The organism is Paraburkholderia sp. OAS925 (genome assembly GCF_040543975.1).
Lineage (GTDB): Bacteria > Pseudomonadota > Gammaproteobacteria > Burkholderiales > Burkholderiaceae > Paraburkholderia > Paraburkholderia graminis.
The window spans coordinates 2,852,399-2,871,586 of the sequence record NZ_JBEUNO010000001.1 but is presented as its reverse complement, the minus strand read 5'-3'; the positions used below and the strand labels follow the sequence as shown (position 1 = coordinate 2,871,586).

General features: G+C 64.6%; 17 protein-coding genes and 5 tRNA genes. 14 read left to right on the top strand and 8 right to left on the bottom strand.

Features of this window, described 5'->3' with window-relative positions; all coding sequences use genetic code 11:
- Positions 1–118: 118 nt before the first annotated feature.
- A complete protein-coding gene (locus ABIE53_RS12490) occupies positions 119–1,069 on the bottom strand; it encodes a patatin-like phospholipase family protein (RefSeq protein ID WP_114156715.1) in 951 nt (316 codons plus the stop codon).
- A 409-nt stretch (positions 1,070–1,478) separates the two neighbouring features.
- On the opposite strand from ABIE53_RS12490, the gene gltX reads away from it, so the two are divergent.
- The 7 genes from gltX (at position 1,479) to ABIE53_RS12455 (ending at position 4,435) form a co-directional block, all read left to right on the top strand.
- Entirely contained in the window at positions 1,479–2,888 is a 1,410-nt protein-coding gene (gene gltX / locus ABIE53_RS12485) for a glutamate--tRNA ligase (RefSeq protein WP_114156175.1), read from the top strand.
- Between the two features lie 139 nt (positions 2,889–3,027).
- Positions 3,028–3,103 (top strand) — tRNA-Ala (locus ABIE53_RS12480).
- Between the two features lie 186 nt (positions 3,104–3,289).
- Positions 3,290–3,365, top strand: a tRNA-Glu gene (locus ABIE53_RS12475).
- A gap of 80 nt (positions 3,366–3,445) precedes the next feature.
- A tRNA-Asp gene (locus ABIE53_RS12470) sits at positions 3,446–3,522 on the top strand.
- Positions 3,523–3,583: 61 nt separating this feature from the next.
- Positions 3,584–3,659: transfer RNA gene (locus ABIE53_RS12465), tRNA-Glu, on the top strand.
- Positions 3,660–3,751: 92 nt separating this feature from the next.
- Positions 3,752–3,828, top strand: a tRNA-Asp gene (locus tag ABIE53_RS12460).
- 142 nt (positions 3,829–3,970) lie between these two features.
- Positions 3,971–4,435 carry a GNAT family N-acetyltransferase gene (locus tag ABIE53_RS12455; protein ID WP_013338845.1) on the top strand — a complete coding sequence of 155 codons (465 nt, stop codon included), beginning with the start codon at positions 3,971–3,973 and terminating at the stop codon, positions 4,433–4,435.
- Between the two features lie 16 nt (positions 4,436–4,451).
- On the opposite strand, the gene ABIE53_RS12450 is transcribed toward ABIE53_RS12455, so the two are convergent.
- Positions 4,452–5,372 carry an AraC family transcriptional regulator gene (locus tag ABIE53_RS12450; protein ID WP_244230929.1) on the bottom strand — a complete coding sequence of 307 codons (921 nt, stop codon included), beginning with the start codon at positions 5,370–5,372 and terminating at the stop codon, positions 4,452–4,454.
- A 145-nt stretch (positions 5,373–5,517) separates the two neighbouring features.
- Between ABIE53_RS12450 and ABIE53_RS12445 the strand changes: the two genes are divergently transcribed.
- Positions 5,518–5,919 (top strand): gamma-glutamylcyclotransferase family protein, encoded by a 402-nt coding sequence (locus tag ABIE53_RS12445; RefSeq protein ID WP_006052985.1) that lies wholly within the window; start codon positions 5,518–5,520, stop codon positions 5,917–5,919.
- A 139-nt stretch (positions 5,920–6,058) separates the two neighbouring features.
- Here ABIE53_RS12445 and aceB read toward each other — a convergent pair whose 3' ends face one another.
- On the bottom strand, positions 6,059–7,669 hold the full coding sequence (gene aceB / locus ABIE53_RS12440) for a malate synthase A (RefSeq protein WP_107706671.1): 1,611 nt from the start codon (positions 7,667–7,669) through the stop codon (positions 6,059–6,061).
- Between the two features lie 94 nt (positions 7,670–7,763).
- A complete protein-coding gene (locus ABIE53_RS12435) occupies positions 7,764–8,582 on the bottom strand; it encodes a haloacid dehalogenase type II (RefSeq protein WP_107706672.1) in 819 nt (272 codons plus the stop codon).
- A gap of 148 nt (positions 8,583–8,730) precedes the next feature.
- Between ABIE53_RS12435 and ABIE53_RS12430 the strand changes: the two genes are divergently transcribed.
- Complete coding sequence (locus tag ABIE53_RS12430) at positions 8,731–9,633, top strand: LysR family transcriptional regulator (protein WP_006052988.1); 903 nt, start codon at positions 8,731–8,733, stop codon at positions 9,631–9,633.
- A gap of 170 nt (positions 9,634–9,803) precedes the next feature.
- Positions 9,804–10,238 carry a universal stress protein gene (locus tag ABIE53_RS12425; protein ID WP_006052989.1) on the top strand — a complete coding sequence of 145 codons (435 nt, stop codon included), beginning with the start codon at positions 9,804–9,806 and terminating at the stop codon, positions 10,236–10,238.
- A 333-nt stretch (positions 10,239–10,571) separates the two neighbouring features.
- Here ABIE53_RS12425 and aceA read toward each other — a convergent pair whose 3' ends face one another.
- The 3 genes from aceA to ABIE53_RS12410 all read right to left on the bottom strand — a co-directional run bounded on the left by aceA (position 10,572) and on the right by ABIE53_RS12410 (position 14,672).
- Entirely contained in the window at positions 10,572–11,879 is a 1,308-nt protein-coding gene (aceA, locus tag ABIE53_RS12420; protein WP_006052990.1) for an isocitrate lyase, read from the bottom strand.
- Between the two features lie 431 nt (positions 11,880–12,310).
- Positions 12,311–13,924, bottom strand: coding sequence for a DEAD/DEAH box helicase (locus tag ABIE53_RS12415; RefSeq protein ID WP_006052991.1), 1,614 nt, complete (start codon positions 13,922–13,924; stop codon positions 12,311–12,313).
- Between the two features lie 478 nt (positions 13,925–14,402).
- Entirely contained in the window at positions 14,403–14,672 is a 270-nt protein-coding gene (locus ABIE53_RS12410; protein WP_006052992.1) for an acyl-CoA-binding protein, read from the bottom strand.
- A gap of 169 nt (positions 14,673–14,841) precedes the next feature.
- Here ABIE53_RS12410 and tsaB point away from each other — a divergent pair, with 169 nt between their 5' ends.
- The 4 genes from tsaB (at position 14,842) to ABIE53_RS12390 (ending at position 18,356) form a co-directional block, all read left to right on the top strand.
- Complete coding sequence (gene tsaB, locus ABIE53_RS12405; RefSeq protein ID WP_107706820.1) at positions 14,842–15,660, top strand: tRNA (adenosine(37)-N6)-threonylcarbamoyltransferase complex dimerization subunit type 1 TsaB; 819 nt, start codon at positions 14,842–14,844, stop codon at positions 15,658–15,660.
- The gene (rimI, locus tag ABIE53_RS12400) at positions 15,657–16,151 is read left to right on the top strand and encodes a ribosomal protein S18-alanine N-acetyltransferase (RefSeq protein ID WP_006052994.1); all 495 of its coding nucleotides are present in this window, start codon (positions 15,657–15,659) and stop codon (positions 16,149–16,151) included. The genes tsaB and rimI overlap by 4 nt, the downstream gene beginning before the upstream one ends.
- Complete coding sequence (locus tag ABIE53_RS12395; protein WP_192698854.1) at positions 16,138–17,310, top strand: uracil-DNA glycosylase family protein; 1,173 nt, start codon at positions 16,138–16,140, stop codon at positions 17,308–17,310. Before rimI ends, ABIE53_RS12395 begins: the two co-directional genes overlap by 14 nt.
- An 83-nt stretch (positions 17,311–17,393) precedes the next feature.
- On the top strand, positions 17,394–18,356 hold the full coding sequence (locus ABIE53_RS12390; protein ID WP_107706675.1) for a DUF1853 family protein: 963 nt from the start codon (positions 17,394–17,396) through the stop codon (positions 18,354–18,356).
- Between the two features lie 16 nt (positions 18,357–18,372).
- Here the strand turns inward: ABIE53_RS12390 and thiD are convergent, their stop codons facing one another.
- On the bottom strand, positions 18,373–19,182 hold the full coding sequence (thiD, locus tag ABIE53_RS12385; protein ID WP_107706676.1) for a bifunctional hydroxymethylpyrimidine kinase/phosphomethylpyrimidine kinase: 810 nt from the start codon (positions 19,180–19,182) through the stop codon (positions 18,373–18,375).
- Positions 19,183–19,188 lie beyond the last annotated feature (6 nt).

The window sequence follows — 19,188 nt, the reverse complement described above, 5'->3', positions numbered from 1 at the left end:
CGGTTCGCCGGCGGTTGTTGTGCTGATCCAGCGAAAAAAGCCTGCTTCTTAAAGAAGCAGGCTTTTTTGCGTGTTGCCGCTAAGCCCTTAGGTCCTTCGCCACTAAGCCCTTAAGCCCTTAAGCCGCCACCCGGCTCGCGGCCAGCTTGCGCTGCAACTCCGGCATGATCTTCGCGACGGCTTCCTCGCCGGCGAGAATCGCGGCGTTGCGTTGCGAGAAGTCGCTGCCGCTCATGGCCGCCAGATTCGGCCGGATCACGATGTCGGCGTATTTGTCGAGTTCGTACGCCTTGATCGTCTGGCCCATGATCGTGAAGGTTTGCATCAGCACGTCGAAGGAACTGGCCGTGAGGCCGCTTTCCGGGCGCTGCGAGATGTCGACCGCGATCACGAAGTCCGCGCCCATCTTGCGCGCGAACGACGCCGGCACCGGACTCACGAGGCCGCCGTCCACATATTCATGTCCGCCGATTTTCACCGGCTCGAAGATCGACGGCACGCTGCACGACGCGCGCACCGCAACGCCGGTATTGCCGCGCTGAAAAAGAATCGGCTGGCCGGTTTTCAGGTCGGTGGCGACGACGCCAAGCGGCTTGACCATCTTCTCGATCGGCCGATTGTTGAGCGTGGTGTTCAGATAATTCTGCAGCGCGATGCCTTGCAGAAAGCCACGCGTGCGAAACGGCATGGCCCAGTCGCTGATCGACGCTTCGTCCATGGTGAGCGCGAGCTTGTTTAGCGCAAAGCCGTTCATGCCCGACGCGTAGAGCGCGCCGACCACCGCCCCGGCGCTCGTGCCGGCCACCAGATCCACCTGAATGTTGCGCGCCTCGAGCGCCTTGATCACGCCGATGTGCGCGAAGCCGCGCGCCGCGCCGCCGCCCAGCGCGAGCGCGACGCGCAGCGGCCGCTGCGGCTTGTCGAGCGGCGGCGCGTTCGTGGTGGGCGTGGCGGCGTTCGACGACACGCCGTCGATTTTGCTGCCGGCCGTGGTGCAGGCGGCGAGCACCGCTGAGGCGGCCGCGAGCGAAAAATGGCGGCGGCCGTAACGAGGCGACGAAGGTTTCAACGAGTTCTCCAGCAACGGCGTAAGCGGCGAAATGGGCGCCGCCAACTGCCGCGATCAGGCAAGGGTCAGGGACAAGCCAGGGACAGCGCCAGGGACAAAGTCCACGCGGCCGCAAACAAAGCGGCTCCAGCGCGCTGACGCGTCCGCGCCCCAGCGCGCGCACATCATAAAGCAAAGCGGCGCGCTCGCGGCGGCGCGTAATGAAACGTTGCACGGACGCTTCCCTGGGGCCTCGCCAGGCCATTCGGACGAGGGCGGGCGGGCCGTCCGTGAAAGGTATAATTCGGCTCTTGCTTTGATTCCTTCGTGTCCGCGCGCGGCAGCCTTTGTGCCGTCCGGGCGCGCTTCGCTGCCGCGCCTGACGGGCGATGTCTGTCCGACGCCGGCGCCCGTCTTCGAGTAACCGCTAATGACCACCTCCGTTCGCACCCGCTTCGCACCGAGTCCCACCGGCTTCATTCACCTCGGCAACATCCGCTCCGCGCTCTATCCGTGGGCGTTCGCGCGCAAGATGAAAGGGACCTTCGTGCTGCGGATCGAGGACACCGACGTCGAGCGGTCCACGACTGAATCCGTCGACGCCATTCTGGAAGGCATGGAATGGCTCGGCCTCGATTTCGACGAAGGCCCGTTCTACCAGATGCAGCGCATGGACCGTTATCGCGAAGTGCTCGCGCAGATGCAGAGCGCCGGGCTCGTGTACCCGTGCTACATGTCGACGGAAGAACTCGACGCGCTGCGCGAGCGTCAACGCGAAGCCGGCGAAAAGCCGCGTTATGACGGCACATGGCGTCCCGAGCCGGGCAAAGTGCTGCCCGAGCCGCCGGCGGGCGTGCAGCCCGTGCTGCGCTTCCGTAATCCGCTGACCGGCGTGGTCGCCTGGGACGATGCGGTGAAAGGGCGCATCGAGATTTCGAACGAGGAACTCGACGACCTCGTGATCGCGCGGCCGGACGGCACGCCGACCTACAACTTCTGCGTGGTGGTGGACGACCTGGACATGCGCATCACGCACGTCATTCGCGGCGACGACCACGTGAACAACACGCCGCGGCAGATCAACATTCTGCGCGCGCTCGGCGCCGAGCCGCCCGTCTACGCGCATCTGCCGACCGTGCTCAACGAGCAGGGCGAAAAGATGAGCAAGCGTCACGGCGCAATGAGCGTGATGGGTTATCGCGACGCCGGCTATCTGCCGGAAGCGGTGGTGAACTATCTCGCGCGCCTTGGCTGGTCGCATGGCGACGCCGAGATTTTCTCGCGCGAGCAGTTCGTCGAATGGTTCGATCTCGAGCATCTGGGCAAGTCGCCGGCGCAGTACGACCACGACAAACTCAACTGGCTCAACGCGCACTACATCAAGGAAGCGGATAACGCGCGCCTCGCCGGCCTCGCGCGTCCATTCCTCGCCGACCTGGGTATCGACGAAGCGACGATTGCGCAAGGCGCCGATCTGACCGCGGTGGTGGGCTTGCTGAAAGATCGCGCGTCCACGGTCAAGGAGATCGCCCAGAACGCGGCGATGTTCTATCGCACGCCGGCGCCGGATGCCGAAGCCCTCGCGCAGCACGTGACCGATGCGGTGCGCCCGGCGCTCGGCGAACTGGCCGCCGCGCTGAAAACGGTCGAGTGGACCAAGGAAGCCATCGCCGCCGCGCTCAAGGCAACGCTTTCCGCGCACAAGCTGAAGATGCCGCAACTGGCGATGCCGGTTCGTTTGCTGGTGGCGGGCACGACGCATACGCCGTCGATCGATACGGTGCTGATGCTGTTCGGGCGTGAGGTTGTCGTGAGCCGTATCGAGAAGGCGCTGGCTTAAGACGCGGAAGGGCGCAAGCGCATTCGCCCGTGCATTGAGATGGTTTGCGTGCGAGTTCGGAAAAAAGTCGCAGGCAGTTGCTCAAAGGGTATTTACAAAGCGCAAAACGGCCTCTAGAATCTCGTTTCTGTTCTGCAAGGGGGGTATAGCTCAGCTGGGAGAGCGCTTGCATGGCATGCAAGAGGTCAGCGGTTCGATCCCGCTTACCTCCACCATCAGAGCAGAGTGAAGTCGTTCCGAAGTCTGGAGCTTGTAGCAAAAAAGACTTCACAAGCCGCTGTATCGTAGTTAAAATAGCGGTCTTCGCAGTTGACGAAACGAATATCTGACCAGTAAGTGCGGTTAGTATCTCAGTTGATTCGAGTCAGCAGCGAGTTAAAGACAGAGTCTGAAAAGATTATGTCCCCTTCGTCTAGAGGCCTAGGACATCACCCTTTCACGGTGAGTACAGGGGTTCGAATCCCCTAGGGGACGCCAAACATCAGCGTCGCTTTAGCAGTAAAGCAGCGCAGCTTGCAGAGACATAACCGACGCTCGCAAGCCAGGGTGTAAAGACTGGAGTGGTAGTTCAGTCGGTTAGAATACCGGCCTGTCACGCCGGGGGTCGCGGGTTCGAGTCCCGTCCACTCCGCCAGACAAAGCCCGTTCATGCAAACTTGAACGGGCTTTTTCATTAAAGGTGTAAGCAGTACGTTGTCCCCTTCGTCTAGAGGCCTAGGACATCACCCTTTCACGGTGAGTACAGGGGTTCGAATCCCCTAGGGGACGCCAGAACATCGGCGTCGTTCGGTAAGAAGTTGAACGGTGCGGTTGGCGAGCGAGCAAAGCCTTGCTTCTCACTTGCCGGTCAGTTGTAAAAATCTGGAGCGGTAGTTCAGTTGGTTAGAATACCGGCCTGTCACGCCGGGGGTCGCGGGTTCGAGTCCCGTCCGCTCCGCCAGATTTTGGAAAGCCCACTTCGAAAGAAGTGGGCTTTTTTTATTTGCGCTGCCTTTCCGCCTGGCTATGCTCGGGACAAACAGCCATTGCCAGCGCGCGCGGCCTGTTTTACCGTTTATCCGACTTCTCTTCGTCGTGCCGCCATGTTCGATCCAACCGAAGCTCCGTCACCGTTCCATCTGCGCAAAGCCAGCATGGACGACTTCGAGTTCGCCGAGGCGCTGACTCACGGCAACATGGGCGGCTACTATCAGCGGCATCATCTCGTCTGGCGCGGCGATCTTTTTCTCGGCAGTTGGCGCGAGTCCGAAAACTTCATCCTCGAAATGGACGGCAAGCCGATCGGCGTTCTGCGCATCACGCAGGAGGGCGATTCGCTGCATATTCGCGACGTGCAAATCGCCGAGGGCTACCGGCGGCTCGGCGCCGGCACCTACCTGCTCGACATGTCGCACCAATGGGCGCGCGAACGTGGACTACGCGAGCTGCAACTGCGCGTGTTCGTCGACAATCCCGCGGCACGTCTCTATCAGCGCAAGGGCTACAAGCTCGCGGGGCCGCGCCTCGCGCAACTCGGCGCGATTCGTCATCTGGCGCGGCGGGTTTGAGTTCGCCGAGCGGCGCTTAGCGGCGGTCCGCGCCCGGCGCGATCGGATCGGCGCTCGTCGGCAAAGTCTGTTCAAGAGAAATTTCGTCTTGATCGGCGTCGTCAGCGCTTTCGCCATTTTCCAGCCGATGTTCCGAGCCGCGCTCGATAAACGCGCGCGGGCTTTCGCCAAAGGCACGGCGAAACATCGCAGAAAAAGCGCTCTGGCTTTGATAGCCCAACTCTTGCGCGACGTGCGACAGCGGCCGTCCCTGGCTCAGCAGCGGAATCGCGCGCGCCAGAATCGCCTGCTGGCGCCATTGCGAAAAGCTCACGCCGAGTTCCTGCCGAAAAAGCCGCGCGATGGTGCGCGTGCTCGCGCCCACGCTCGCCGCCCATTGCTCTAGCGATTCACCGGGCGTCGGGTCGGCGATCACCGCTTCGCAGAGCGCGCGCAGGCGCTTTTCGTTGGGCATCGGCACCGAAAGGGGCAGCGGCTGGGAACGCGTCAGCTCGTCGAGCGCGAGTGCGCCAAGCAGGCGCTCGCGCGCGGGCGAGAGGCCGGGCGTATCCAGCGCGGCAATGACTTCGCGCAGCAGATTCGACACTTCGACGACACGGGGCGCGTCGAGCCCCGCGGGCACCGTGCTTTCGGTGATGTACAACGTGCGTAGAAACGCGTCTTCGACGGCCACGACTTCGTGCGTCACATGCGGCGGCACCCAGATGGCGCGCGAGGGCGGCACCATCCACGTCGTGCCGGTTGTGGCGACGCGCAACACGCCGCGCGACGCATACGCGACCTGCGCCCACGCATGCTGGTGACGCGCGAAGTGCGAACCCATCGGCATAGGACGCGAGCGCACGCGAATCGGGTGCGCTTCGTTCGGCTGAAATTCTGGCGGCGTGTCGGTCAGGCTGACGAAGCTCGAGCGGTCCGAGCCGGCGTACGGAGTCATGGGCAAAGGTCGATCCATAAAACGAAACGCCACTGAACGAAGCGCGATCGCGGGCGGGCGGTTTCCTATTGTAGAGCGTGCGCGCTTTGCGACGTTGCATAATGGCCAGTCTGACCGACCACATACTCGAGGAGCACGAACGACGATGCAAACCGTCTTTGTCTACGGCACGCTGCGAGCGGGCGAAGTAAACGACATCCGCGAAGCTGCGGCGCGCAACGAGATCGCCGAGCCGACGCTGCTCGGCACGGCCACGGTTCGCGGCCATCTGTTCGACTTCGGCTCGTATCCGGGCCTGGTGGTCGACGATCAGGGTGTGGACGTGATCGGCGATGTGTACGAAATCGACGATGAACTCGTCGCCGTACTCGACGAAATCGAGGCCGTGTATCCCGGCGTCGAAGATCGTTTTCTGGCTCGCGACGTGATGGTGAAAGTGGACGGCAATGTGGTGAACTGCCGCTTCTATCCGGTCGCGCCGAACACGGTGAAGGGACTGCCGGAAATCAAATCCGGCGATTGGGTCAAGTATCGCGCGACGCGCTGATAGATAGCCCGCACAAGCGCCGGCACGCCGCAAAAAAAACAGCCCGCGAGACAGCAAGCCTCGCGGGCCGTAAGGCCGGTCATTCTTTGCGCCCGCCGTGCGCCCGCTCGCCACTGCATTGCGACGCGGGCGCCCTTGCTCAGATTTCCTCGTAGAGCGGCAGCGTCAGGAAGTCCGTGAACTGCTCCGACGTCGACATCTGCTCGAAGATCTGCGCCGCGCGCTCGTACGGCTTCGTATCGCCGCCGACAGCCTGCTTCACCTTGTCGAGTTCCTGCACGGCGAGTTCGCGCACCAGTTCCGCCGTGACCTTGCGGCCGTCGTCGAGTGTGCCCTTCGGCGAGCGAATCCACTGCCACACTTGCGAGCGCGAAATCTCGGCGGTCGCGGCATCTTCCATCAGGTTATGGATCGGCACGCAGCCGTTGCCCGCGAGCCATGAGCCCAGGTAGTGAATCCCGACGTTGATGTTGTTGCGCAGACCCGCTTCGGTGATCGGCGCTTCCGGGCGGAAGTCCGTGAGATCCGTCGCGGTCACGAGCACGTCGTCGCGTTGCTTGCCGATCTGGTTCGGCTTGTCGCCGAGCACCTTCACGAACTCTTCCATCGCGATCGGCACGAGGCCCGGATGCGCGACCCAGCCGCCGTCATAGCCGTCGCCGGCATCGCGCGCCTTGTCCGAGCGCACGCCGGCCATGGCCTTGTCGTTCGCGGCCGGATCGTTCTTGATCGGAATCAGCGCGCTCATTCCGCCGATAGCCGGCGCATTGCGGCGATGGCAAGTCTTCAGCAGCAACAGCGCATAGGCGCGCATGAAGGGCGACGTCATCGTGATCTGCGAGCGGTCCGCAAGGCAGAAGTCGCGGTCGGACTTGAACTTCTTGATCGCGGAAAAGATGTAGTCCCAGCGGCCGGCGTTCAGGCCCGAGCTATGTTCGCGCAGCTCGTACAAGATCTCGTCCATTTCGAACGCGGCGAGAATGGTTTCGATCAGCACGGTCGCGCGAATCGTGCCGCGCGGCACGCCGACCGCTTCCTGCGCGGCGACGAAGATGTCGTTCCACAGACGCGCTTCGAGATGGCTCTCCATCTTCGGCAGATAGAAGTAGGGGCCCGAGCCGCGCGCGACCAGTTCCTTCGCGTTGTGCACCATGAAGAGCGCGAAATCGAAGATGCCGCCCGACACGCGCTTGCCGTCCACCTTCACGTGCTTTTCGTCGAGATGCCAGCCGCGCGGACGCACGATCAGCGTGGCGACCTTGTCGTTCAGCCTGTAGCTCTTGCCGTTCTGCTCGAGCGAAATCGTGCGGCGCACCGCGTCCTTCAGGTTGATATGGCCGATGATCTGGTTCTCCCAGCTCGGCGCATTCGAATCCTCGAAGTCGGTCATGTACGAATCCGCGCCCGAGTTCAGCGCGTTGATGATCATCTTGCGCTCGACCGGCCCGGTGATTTCCACGCGGCGGCATTGCAGGTCGCGCGGCAGCGGCGCGATGGTCCAGTCGCCTTCGCGCACGCTCTTCGTCTCGGCGAGGAAGTCGGGGCGCTCGCCAGCGTCGAGGCGCTTGGTCCGTTCGGCGCGTGCCTGCAGCAACTGCTGACGGCGCGGCTCGAACGTGCGATGCAGCGCGGCGACGAGCTCGAGCGCCTCGCGCGTGAGAATCGCTTCATAACCGGGCTTGATTTCGCCGGTGATTTCCATGCCTTGCGGCAGGTCTAACGATGACAGCGATGGCAGCGAATTCGCCATGTTTTCTCCTTGGTCGGTCAGATTGCGAAGATGCAAAGTTGAGGTGCGGTTGTAATCGTTTGAGTGGGCTTGATGAGTCGGCTACGGAGCGTGGCTATGCGCCCCCGCTGCTGCGCGGACGGCGCGTGCGGCTCGCGGCGGTAGCGCGGCTTGGGCGCGGCGCATCGCCGGCAGATGCGAGCGTGTTCACGAAAGCCAGCAGATCGTTCATGCCCGCGCCCGTGCCGTGCGGCGTCACGCCCAGTTCCTCGAGCGGCGCGTTCTGGCGGTTGAGCCAGAACGTCGTGAAGCCGAACCACGTCGCGCCCGCCACGTCCCAGCCGTTCGACGAAACGAAGACGATCTCGCGCGGCTCCACACCGAAAGCCTGGGTGCCGAGCGCGTACGCGACGGGCGCGGGTTTGTAGGCGCGCACGGCGTCGACGGAAAGCACCTGGTCGAAGAGGCCACTCATGCCCGCGCTTTTCACGGCGACGTCGAGCATTTGCGGATTGCCGTTGGAGAGAATCGCGAGGCCGGGGCGCGCGCTAGTCGCCGCTGACGACGAAACCCCATCGCGCAACAGACGCAGCGCCGGCACCGCATCGGGAAACGCCGACAGACACGCGTATTCGTCCATCAGACGTTTTTCCGCGGTACGGCCGAGCGTGAGCTGAAGTTTTTTCGCGGAAAAGCGCAGAGCGTCGAGCGTGATGTCCCAGAACGGCCGATAGTGCGCGGCGCCTTCGCCGGCATCGGCAAGCGTGCGCAACTGCGTGTATTCGATCTGTTTCTGGCGCCACAACTGGGAGAGCGCGTCGCCGCGCCCGGGGAAGATCTGCTCCGCCGCGGCGACCACCGAGTGCACGTCGAACAGCGTGCCGTAGGCGTCGAAAATGATGGCTTTTGGGGAGAGTGTCGTTGTGGCCGACATTGCCGTGCGCTCCTGTCAGAGGTCGGGACAGATTGTATTAGCGGTACTGCGCGCTAAAAAAGAGGCTAAAGATCACTTGATCTTTTACTTTCATCCACCTAATCTGGCGCGCACCGGCCAACTTTGCCGCGCGAGCGGCGCTTCTTCCATGGACCGTTTCAAGCAGATCGAGACTTTCGTCACAGTCGCGGCCAAAGGCAGCCTGTCCGCCGCGGCGCTTGCCGAAGGCGTGGCGCCGGCGATCATCGGCCGCCGTATCGACGCGCTCGAAGAGCGCCTCGGCGTCAAGCTGCTGGTGCGCACGACCCGCAAGATCACACTGACCTTCGAAGGCTCGGCGTTTCTCGAGGACTGTCAGCGCATCATTCACGACATGCAGAACGCCGAGGCGAGCGTGTCGGCGGGCGGCGTGAAGGCGAGCGGGCATTTGCGCGTTTCCGCGCCGGCCGGCTTCGGACGCCGGCACGTCGCGCCGCTGGTGCCGGCGTTCACCGTCGCGCATCCCGATGTGTCGATCACGCTCGATCTGTCGGACCGGCTCGTCGATCTGGTCAACGAAGGTTTCGATTGCGCGGTGCGGCTCGGCGAATTGCCTGATTCGTCGCTCGTGTCGCTCAAGTTGGGCGAAAACCGGCGCGTGTGCGTGGCGTCGCCGGCGTATCTGAGCCGGCGCGGCGCGCCGCACAGCCTCGCGGATCTCGCGCAGCACAACTGTCTCGCGCTCGGCGCGAGCGCCAATCAGCAGCGCGGCTGGATGTTCCAGCAGGACGGCAAAGTGGTATCGATCAAGGTATCGGGCACGATGGAATGCTCGGACGGCGCGGTGCTGCACGAGTGGTGCCTCGAAGGCCACGGCCTCGCGTGGCGCTCGTGGTGGGAAGTCGGCGCGGACATCGCGGCGGGCCGGCTCGTCAGCGTGCTCGACGAGTTCGCCGCGCCGCCCATCGGCATTCATGCGGTGTTTCCGCAGCGCCGCCATTTGCCGCTGCGCGTGCGGCTGTTCCTGGATTTTCTCAAGCATACGTATGGCCTTCCAGATTACTGGGGATGACGCCGCGCAACGGGTTTTCGATATTCGGACAGACCCGCAATAAGACCTGGGCGCCGGTTTCTGCGGCCTACAATCGGTTTTAAGGCGTGGATGAAAAGCGTCGCGGGGATTGCTCAAATCCGACCCGCAACCGCAGCAGCAACCCAACCGGGCACGCAAACGGAGGGCACATGTTCAGGCACATTCTCGTCCCGACCGACGGTTCGGACCTCTCGCGCAAAGCGATCGCGGGCGCCATCGATCTCGCGCAGGCGGTCGGCGCGCGAATTACCGCGTACGCGTGCCTGCCGCAATATCCGTACGCGCCGTTCTCCGAGATCGCCGTCGAACCGCCGTCGGAGTTTCTCAACCGCAGCGAGCGCGAAGCGCAAGAGCATCTGCGCGAAGTCGAATTTGCGGCGAGCCGCGTCGGCGTGGTCGTCGATCGACGCACGAGCGTGCATCCCGCGCCGTATCTCGGGATCATCGAAGCCGCGGAGCGCGGTGGCTGCGATGTGATCTTCATGGCGTCGCACGGACGGCGCGGTCTCGGCAGTCTGCTGATCGGCAGCGAAACGCAGCGCGTGCTCACGCACACGAAAATTCCCGTGCTGGTGTATCGCTGAAATCGCGGATACCGGCGCTTATCGTCGTCGTTATCGCCGTCGTTACCGCCGTCGTTACGGCCGTCGTTACGGCCGTCGTGATCGCTGATAGTGGAGAACGCGCCGGCGCCTGGGCCGGCGCGTCGTCCATTCGCCGCACAATCCGGTGATGCCTGGCTGTGCTGGCTTTATGCAGCCCCCGCCTTACCGTCAACTCCCTCCGGCGCTGCGCACAAGAACCGCCGATGCGCCGCCGAAGCTCCTCCCTGCCGACGGCGGCCAGCCGGCGCAACCGCTGCGCCGCCCGTCCGCTGTCTATCTGCCTTTCATTTTTGCGATCAGGTCGCGAGACCGTTACGCGACTTTCTTGTCGAAGAACTGCTCGTCTTCCGTCGAGCCGTGCAGCGCCGTCGTGGATGCTTCGCGCTCGACCGTCTGCGTGACCGCGTCGAAATAGCCGGTGCCCACTTCGCGCTGATGCTTGACGGCGGTGAAGCCCTTTTCCGCTGCCGCGAATTCGGCCTGCTGCATCTCGACGAACGCCGTCATCTGATTGCGCGCGTAGCCGTGCGCGAGGTTGAACATCGAGTAGTTCAGCGCATGGAACCCGGCCAGCGTGATGAACTGGAACTTGTAGCCCATGGCGCCCAGTTCGCGCTGGAATTTGGCGATGGTCGCGTCGTCCAGGTTCTTCTTCCAGTTGAACGACGGCGAGCAGTTGTACGACAGCAGTTGGTCCGGATACTCCTTGTGGATCGCGTCGGCGAATTTCTTCGCGAACTCGAGGTCCGGCTTGCCCGTTTCGCACCAGATCATGTCGGCGTAGGGCGCGTAGGCGAGGCCGCGCGAGATCGCCTGTTCGAGACCCGGCTTCGTGCGATAGAAACCTTCGACGGTGCGCTCGCCGGTCAGGAACGGCTTGTCGTTTTCGTCGACGTCCGATGTGATCAGGTCGGCGGCTTCCGCATCGGTGCGGGCGAGCAGCACGGTCGGCACGCCGGAGACGTCGGCGGCGAGACGCGCGGCGGTCAGCTTGGCGATGTTTTCGCGCGTCGGCACGAGCACCTTGCCGCCCATGTGGCCGCATTTCTTCACCGAGGCGAGCTGGTCTTCGAAGTGCACGCCCGCGGCGCCGGCTTCGATCATCGCCTTCATCAGTTCGAACGCGTTCAGCACGCCGCCAAAACCGGCCTCTGCGTCCGCGACGATCGGCGCGAAGTAGTCGATATAGCCTTCGTCGCCCGGATTCTTGCCTTCCGACCACTGGATCTGGTCGGCGCGCGTCAGCGTGTTATTGATGCGCTTGACGACGAGCGGCACCGAATTCGCCGGGTAGAGCGACTGGTCCGGGTACATTTCGCCGGCCACGTTCGCGTCGCCCGCGACCTGCCAGCCCGACAGATAGATCGCCTTCAGACCTGCCTTGACCTGCTGCATCGCCTGATTGCCGGTCAACGCGCCGAGCGAGTTGACGAACGGCTCGGTGTTCACGCTATGCCAGAGCTTTTCGGCGCCGCGCTTCGCGAGCGTGTGCTCGACCTGCACGGAGCCGCGCAGGCGGATCACGTCTTCGGCGGTATAGCTGCGCTTGACGCCTTTCCAGCGCGGATCGGTTTCCCATTGCTGTTGAAGTTGGCGGGCTTGTTCTTCGCGCGTCGTCATGATTTTCTCCTTGGTTGCCTAATGAACAGATGGTGGACTCTGTCTTCGTCGAAGCGGGCCGGCCGGCGCTCAGCGCCTAAGCGTTCCGTTTCGTGAAGTCTTATATAAGAGTCTAGGCAAATCGACAGACGCGCAATAGCGGGGCGGGCGCGATTTTCCAATAAATCTTTGTTCGGATAATCAGTGGCTTATCTTCGACGTTCCGCATTAAGAAACGTTATTTTCCCTGCTGCAATGCCCGTCGTTGTGCCGTGCAGCACGATTTTTTACGACGCAAAAATTTTTTCCACATCGTGAAATTTGGGCGGCGATGCGTCGCAGGCGAAAAAAAAACCGGTGCCTGGGCACCGGTTTTTCTGTCGACCAGCCGACGATGAAGCGCTGTCGGGGTCATTCAACTCATTGCTACGCAGAGCGTAGCGCTGCGTACGTTAGCTGCCGCGACGCGCGGTACGCGGACCGTCGCTGCGGCGTGCGCCGTAGCCGCCGTCACGCGAGCCGCCGTAGCCTTCGCGCGAACCGCTGCCTGCCGGCTTACCGGCCCAACCGCTGCCATTGCCGCTGCCGCTGCGCGAGCTGCCTGCGCTGCCGGCCGGCTTGCCCGAGCCGCTGCCGAAGCGACGGCCGCCGCTATTGCCGCCGCCCGGACGGCCGCGGCCGCCAAAGCCAGGACGGCCGTTACCCGACGGAGCCGACTTGCGCGGCTCGAAGCCTACGACAACGTTCACCGGCAGCGGCGTGCGCACGAAGCGCTCGATGCGCTTGAGCGCGCCCTGTTCGGCGTGATGCACGAGGCTCACCGCGATGCCCGAGCGACCGGCGCGGCCAGTACGGCCGATACGGTGCACGTAGTCTTCGGCGAACTTCGGCAAGTCGTAGTTGAACACGTGCGTGATGCCCGGAATGTCGATACCGCGAGCGGCGACGTCCGTTGCCACCAGCACGCGCACGCGACGCTCGCGCAATGCCTTGATCGTGCGGTTACGCGCGCCTTGCGGCAGGTCGCCGTGCAGTGCGGCCGATTCGAAACCGGCGTCGGCGAGACGTCCGGCCAGTTGATCGGCGTCCATCTTGGTTGCCGTGAAGACGATAGCCTGGTCGAGGCCTTCGTCACGCAGCAGATGGTCGAGCAGACGGTCCTTGTGATCGCGGTCGTCCACGTAATGGACGGTTTGCGCGATGTTCGTGCGTTGTTCCAGGCGCTGAACGATCTCGATACGCTCCGGATCTTTCAGCAGACGGCCCGTCAGCGAACCGATCTTGCCGTCGAGCGTGGCCGAGAACAGCATCGTCTGACGCGTAGCCGGCGTAGCGGCGACGATCGTTTCGATGTCTTCGATGAAGCCCATGTCAAGCATGCGGTCAGCTTCGTCGAGCACGAGAATCTGCAGTTGCGACAGGTCGATACGGCCGCGTTCCAGGTGGTCGATCAGACGACCCGGCGTGGCAACCAGGATTTCCGGGTTCTTTGCCAGCAGCATCAATTGCTGACCATAAGCGACGCCGCCGAGAATGCTGACGGTGCGCAGGCGCTTCAGGTGCTTCCCGTACGTGGCGGCGGCGGTGGTGACCTGCATCGCGAGTTCGCGGGTCGGCGTCAGAACCAGCATGGTCGGACGTGCAACCGGTTGCGGACGGCGCGTGTTGCGGGCGCCGTCGGCCGGACGCGGTTCGCGCGGCTGGCTGGCTTGCGCCTTTTGCAATTGCGAGAAACGCTCGATGGCGGGCAGCATGAACGCGGCGGTCTTGCCCGAACCGGTCGGGCTCGAGACCATCAGGTCGCGGCCGGCGATGGCGGCGGGCACTGCGCGTTGCTGAACCGGCGTCGGGTTCTGATAGCCAGCGGCGGTCAGCGCGGAGACGACATCCGCGGACAGGCCGAGCGACGCGAACGACGGGCCGGCGGGGGCGGCGGCTTCAGCGGCGACGGCAGGCGCGGCAGCGGCAACAGCGGGTGCTGCGGCTTGCGCGGGTGCGTCGGCGAAACCGAGGGCCTGGTCGGCGATGGCGTTCAACGGGCTGCTGGGGGTATTGCTCGAAGTCATGAGAATCCTTAAAACACAGGGAATTAAAACGTCGGCGCCAATCGGCATACCCAAGTCGTCGGATTCAGCGAGCAAAGAAGCAGCGAGCAAATCGAAAAACGGGGGCAACTCGCACCAATGGAGGGCGAGTTTTTCGTTAGAAGCTGTATCGGATGCGACACGCCAACATTGGCTTGCCGCCAGCCTGGGACATGATCGCCCGTAGGGGGCTAGGCAGGAGGGGACAGGTTCTAAACTGGATTGGAGCTAAACGCTACGAGGCGCTGCGCCGCAAAGGCCGCTTGAGAAAGCCGGGCAAAGCAGTGAAGCGCAGGCAGCATTGTATAGGTATTTGTTGCACTGCGCCACTGTTAGGATATTTCCTAGCGCGAAAGTTGCGGCGCCGCCCGGCGCTGCGGTGCGTTGGGGCGCGTGTTTCGGCCGCTTTATGGCTGCGCTTATGGCCGAATTTCCAGCCGGATTCCCGCCCGCACGCGTGTCAGGCCGAGGCGCCGCTCTTCAGCGATTCCACGAGTTCCACGTATTGCTGCTTGGCTGCGTCCTGCGCTGTGCCCTTGAGCGCGGCCCACGCGTCGTACTTGTATTTGCCGACGATGTCGGTAAAGCCCGGCTTGTCGCCCTGCACGTCGCCTTCGCTGGCCTGCTTGAAGAGCGCATAGAGGCGCAGCAGCGTGAGGTTGCCCGGGCGTTCGGGCAGTTGCTTGACGTCTTCCTGGGCCTGGGTGAACTGCGTGTCGAGGTTCGTCATCTTGATGCGCTCCGGCGCGGTGATCGGGTGGCCGACGATCATAACAATTGCATGCCGCGGCGTGGCCGAGGGCTTATTCCAAACGCCGGCGATCGCTGATCGGCAAACGGGCAACCGGATGCGGGCCCAAACCGCATCCGCGCGCGCCGTGCCGATTACAATACCGTCCATGACTCAGACCGTGCTTCTTGCCCTCGATACCTCCACCGAATTCTGCTCGGTCGCGCTGTTGTCCGTCGCCGTCGACGCCGCCGGCCACGTGCAAACCGGGCCGCGCGCGTGGGTCCGCCACGAGCAGACCGGCGCCGTGTCCAGCACGCGGCTTCTGCCCGCAATCCGCGAACTTTTCGACGAAGCCGGCCTGACGCTCGCCGATTGCAACGCGATCGCATTCGGCTCCGGCCCCGGCTCTTTCACCGGACTTCGCACCGCGACCGGCGTCGCACAGGGACTCGCGTTCGGCCTCGATCTGCCGGTCGTGCCGATCAGCACCTTGCTCGTTTGCGCGGAAAGCGCCCGGCGCCGCGATCCGGCCGCGACGCGCGTGCTGGCCGCGCTCGACGCCCGCATGGACGAGATTTACTGGGCCGATTACGCGTGGGACGAAGCACAAGGCGAGTGGCGCGTCTTGCAGCAAGCGTCGCTCGACACGCCTCAGCAGCTTGTCGTGCCCGCCGAGCCGTTCACGCTCGCGGGCAACGCCGCCGCGGCTTTCGGCGCGCGTCTGCCGGCCGCGTCCGCCGCCCGAACCGTCGATCACGACGCGCTGCCGCATGCGTTGCCGCTCGCCTACGCCGCGCTGCGGGCGTTCCACGCGGGACGCACGGTGCCCGCCGACCAGGCCGCGCCCGAGTACGTGCGCAACAAGGTCGCGCAGACCACGGCGGAGCGCATCGCCGAAAAAGCCGCGAAAGCGGAGCAGGCGGCGGCGCTCGCGGAGCGCCCGAACGGTGCGGAGGACACCCCGTTGCGCGAGGGCCGGCCATGAGCGGCGTGCTGCTGGCGGATCGCTACATGTCGCCGATGACCGAAGGCGATCTGGACGAAGTGGCCGCCATCGAAAAGCTCGCCTATGAATTTCCGTGGAGCCGCGGTAACTTCGGCGACTCGCTGCGCAACGGCTATTTCGGCATCTGTCTGCGGCACGTCACCGGCACGTTGATTGGCTATTGCGTGCTGATGCCCGTCGTCGACGAAATGCATTTGCTCAATCTGTGCGTCGCGCCCGATGCGCAAGGCGCGGGCGCCGGGCTCACGCTGCTGCGCGAAGCGGTGCGCATCACGCGCGCCGAAAAGCTCGACGGACTGCTGCTCGAAGTGCGGCCGTCGAACCATCGCGCGATCCGGCTTTATGAGCGCTTCGGCTTTACGTCGATTGGCCGGCGCAAAAACTATTATCCGGCGCGGCATCGCAGCCGGGAGGACGCCATCGTGATGCGTTTATCGTTTGTCAGGGAGGGCGCGGATGGCGCTGCATGAATCGGTATTGGAAGAATTCGGACTCGCGCCGCGCTGGGTGCGTCGCGGCATGGGCGCGGTGCAGGAAGCGGCTGCCGGGCTGAGCGACGAGCCGCAGGGCACACGGGCCGACGATGCGGTCCACGCGCGAACGTCGGTTGAAACCGGACCGCGTGCTGACGGGGTTCAGACGCCACGAGCGCCAGCGCTGCCGCGTGAGCGGTCGCAGAGCGCGGAGCCGGCCGGGCGCGCCGCCGAGTCCACGCGCTTCGTCGAGAGCGCGCAGCAGGGCGCGGAGAAGCACGACCGCGCTGCGCCGCCTGCGTCGCAAGCGCGGCAGCAGCAGCGCGTGCAACCCGCAGCCGACGGCAGCGATCCGCGAACGGCGCAACCGTCGCGCACGCCTGAGCCGGAGCGCGAGCCTTCCATCGCCGCAAGCGATGAGCCGGCCGTGGCGCAGCCGCCGCGCACATCGGAGCCGTCTTCTTTCGACGCTCCGCCCGACGACGGTTTCGCGTGGTTCGACGATCTGCCGCTGCATCCGCCGGGCGAGGGCGACGCCGACGCCGCCATGCCGGCGCTGCCCGCAATCGACACGCTCGACTGGGACGCACTGAGCGAGCGCGTCTCGACCTGCGAGCGCTGTCGGCTGTGCGAGAAACGCACGAAGACCGTATTCGGCGTCGGCGATCGGAACGCGGACTGGATGCTGATCGGCGAAGCGCCAGGCGAAAACGAGGACCGCGTGGGCGAACCGTTCGTCGGCCAGGCCGGCAAGCTGCTCGACAACATGCTGCGTTCGCTGACGCTCGCGCGCGACAGCAACGTCTATATCGCGAACGTCATCAAGTGTCGGCCGCCTGGCAACCGCAATCCCGAGCCCGACGAAGTCGCGCGCTGCGAGCCGTATCTGCAACGGCAGGTCGCGCTCGTCAAGCCGAAGCTGATCGTCGCGCTCGGCCGCTTCGCCGCGCAAAGCCTGCTCAAGACGGATGCGAGCATTTCGTCGCTGCGCGGCCGCGTCCACGAATACGAGGGCGTGCCGGTGATCGTCGCGTATCACCCGGCCTATCTGCTGCGCAGCCTGCCCGACAAAGCCAAGGCGTGGGCCGATCTGTGCCTCGCGCGCGATACGTGGCGCGAGGCGGGCGGCGAGTCGTCGAATGCGGCGAGCCAGTGACGGTCGACCCACCGTCGGCGCCCCGGCCTGACGCGGCCCGGCCTGACGCGGCCCGACCTGACGCGCCGCGCGCCGACGCGGCGATGCTTCGCGCCTTGCTCGACGCGTTGCATGACCCCGCGGTGCGCGATCTCGCGTGGCTGCTTCTGAGCGTCGATTTGTTGCGTCCGCAACCGCCGGCAGGCGAGTTGGCCACGCTTTTTCATACGCCGCAGGAACTCGCCGAAACGCTGGACTTTCTGCGCTCGCTCGACGCCGCGCCCGAGCCCTTGCACCGCGATCTCGCGGCGACGCGCATGACGCGGCTTGGCCGGTACGCTGAACGTCTGCTGGGCTGGTTTCTGCAGCACGGACCGGCGGCGCGGCTCGTCGCGGCCAGTGTGCCGTTGCGGCGCGCGGGCGTCACGCTTGGCGAATGCGATTTTCTGCTCGAAACGCAAGAAGGCGCGCGGCTTCACTGGGAACTCGCGGTGAAGTGCTATCTGCATGCGGGCCATTCCGGCACGCACCACGCGTCAGAGCTATCGGACTATGTCGGCCCAAATCTGAAAGACCGCTTCGATCTGAAGCTCGCCCATTTGCTCGGCCATCAATTGCTGTTGAGCGCGCGTGAAGACTTTGCGTCGGCCGGTTATCCGGGCTTGTGGACGCCGCAAATGTTCATCAAAGGCTGGCTGTTCTATCGGCACGGACACGGCGAGACGCCGGCCGATCCCGTCGAACTCGATCCCGCGCATGGCCGCGGCTGGTGGGTGACGCATGGCGAGTGGCTGCGGTTCGCGTCGGCGCATGGCCAGCATTGGCGCACGTTGCCGCGTCTCGAATGGCTGGCGCCGCGTCGCTATCGCGTTGGCGAACAACACGCGGCCAGCACGCCGTTCGTCGATGCACAAACGCTCGCGGCTCAAACCTCGCAGCAACACGTTCCGACGATGGTCGCCGCATTCGACGAAGACACGACGGGCAATCTGCTCGAACGCAGTCGCGGTTTCATCGTGCCCGACGATTGGCCGCAGCGGGCAAGGGACTACGCACGGCAGCAGTAGCAGTGGGCGCGCTGCGTTACCACCATCGATAGAAATGATGCACCGGGCCGACGCCGCTGCCGACGTCGAGGCGATCGCTCGCCTGCAATGCGCCGGTCAGATATTCCTTCGCATCCGCGACCGCGCTCGCCAGATCGCCGCGTTGCGGGATCAGCGCTGCAATCGCCGACGACAACGTGCAGCCCGTGCCGTGCGTGTTCTTCACCGGCACGCGCGGACCTCCCAGACGCAGCGTGCCGCTCTCCTGCACCAGCCAGTCGGGACTGTCGGCGGCGTTCAAATGGCCGCCCTTCATCAGCACCGCGCGGGCGCCGAGCGCGCGCAGCGCTTCGCCTTGTTCGAGCATCGCGGCTTCGTCGGCAGCGGCTTGCGCGCCGCCGAGCAGCGCGGCGGCTTCGGGCAGATTGGGCGTCAGCAGATCGGCAAGCGGCAGCAGTTCGTCGCGCAAGGCCGCGACCGCGTCGGGCAGCAGCAGCGCATGGTTGCTCTTCGAGATCATCACGGTATCGAGCACGATGTGCGCGGGCTTGTGCCGGCGCAACGCGTCGGCGACGGCGCGCACGATCGACGCATTGGCCAGCATGCCGATCTTCACCGCGTCGATACGGATGTCGTCGAACACCGCGTCGAGTTGCGCGCCGACGAAGCCCGCGTCCGGCGCGTGAATCGCGGTGACGCCGCGCGTGTTCTGCGCGGTCAGCGCGGTAATCACGCTCGCGCCGTAAGCGCCGAGCGCGGAGAAGGCCTTCAGATCGGCCTGAATGCCGGCGCCGCCGCCCGAGTCGGAACCGGCGATCGTCAGCACATTGGGAATCGATTGGGTCATGGCAAA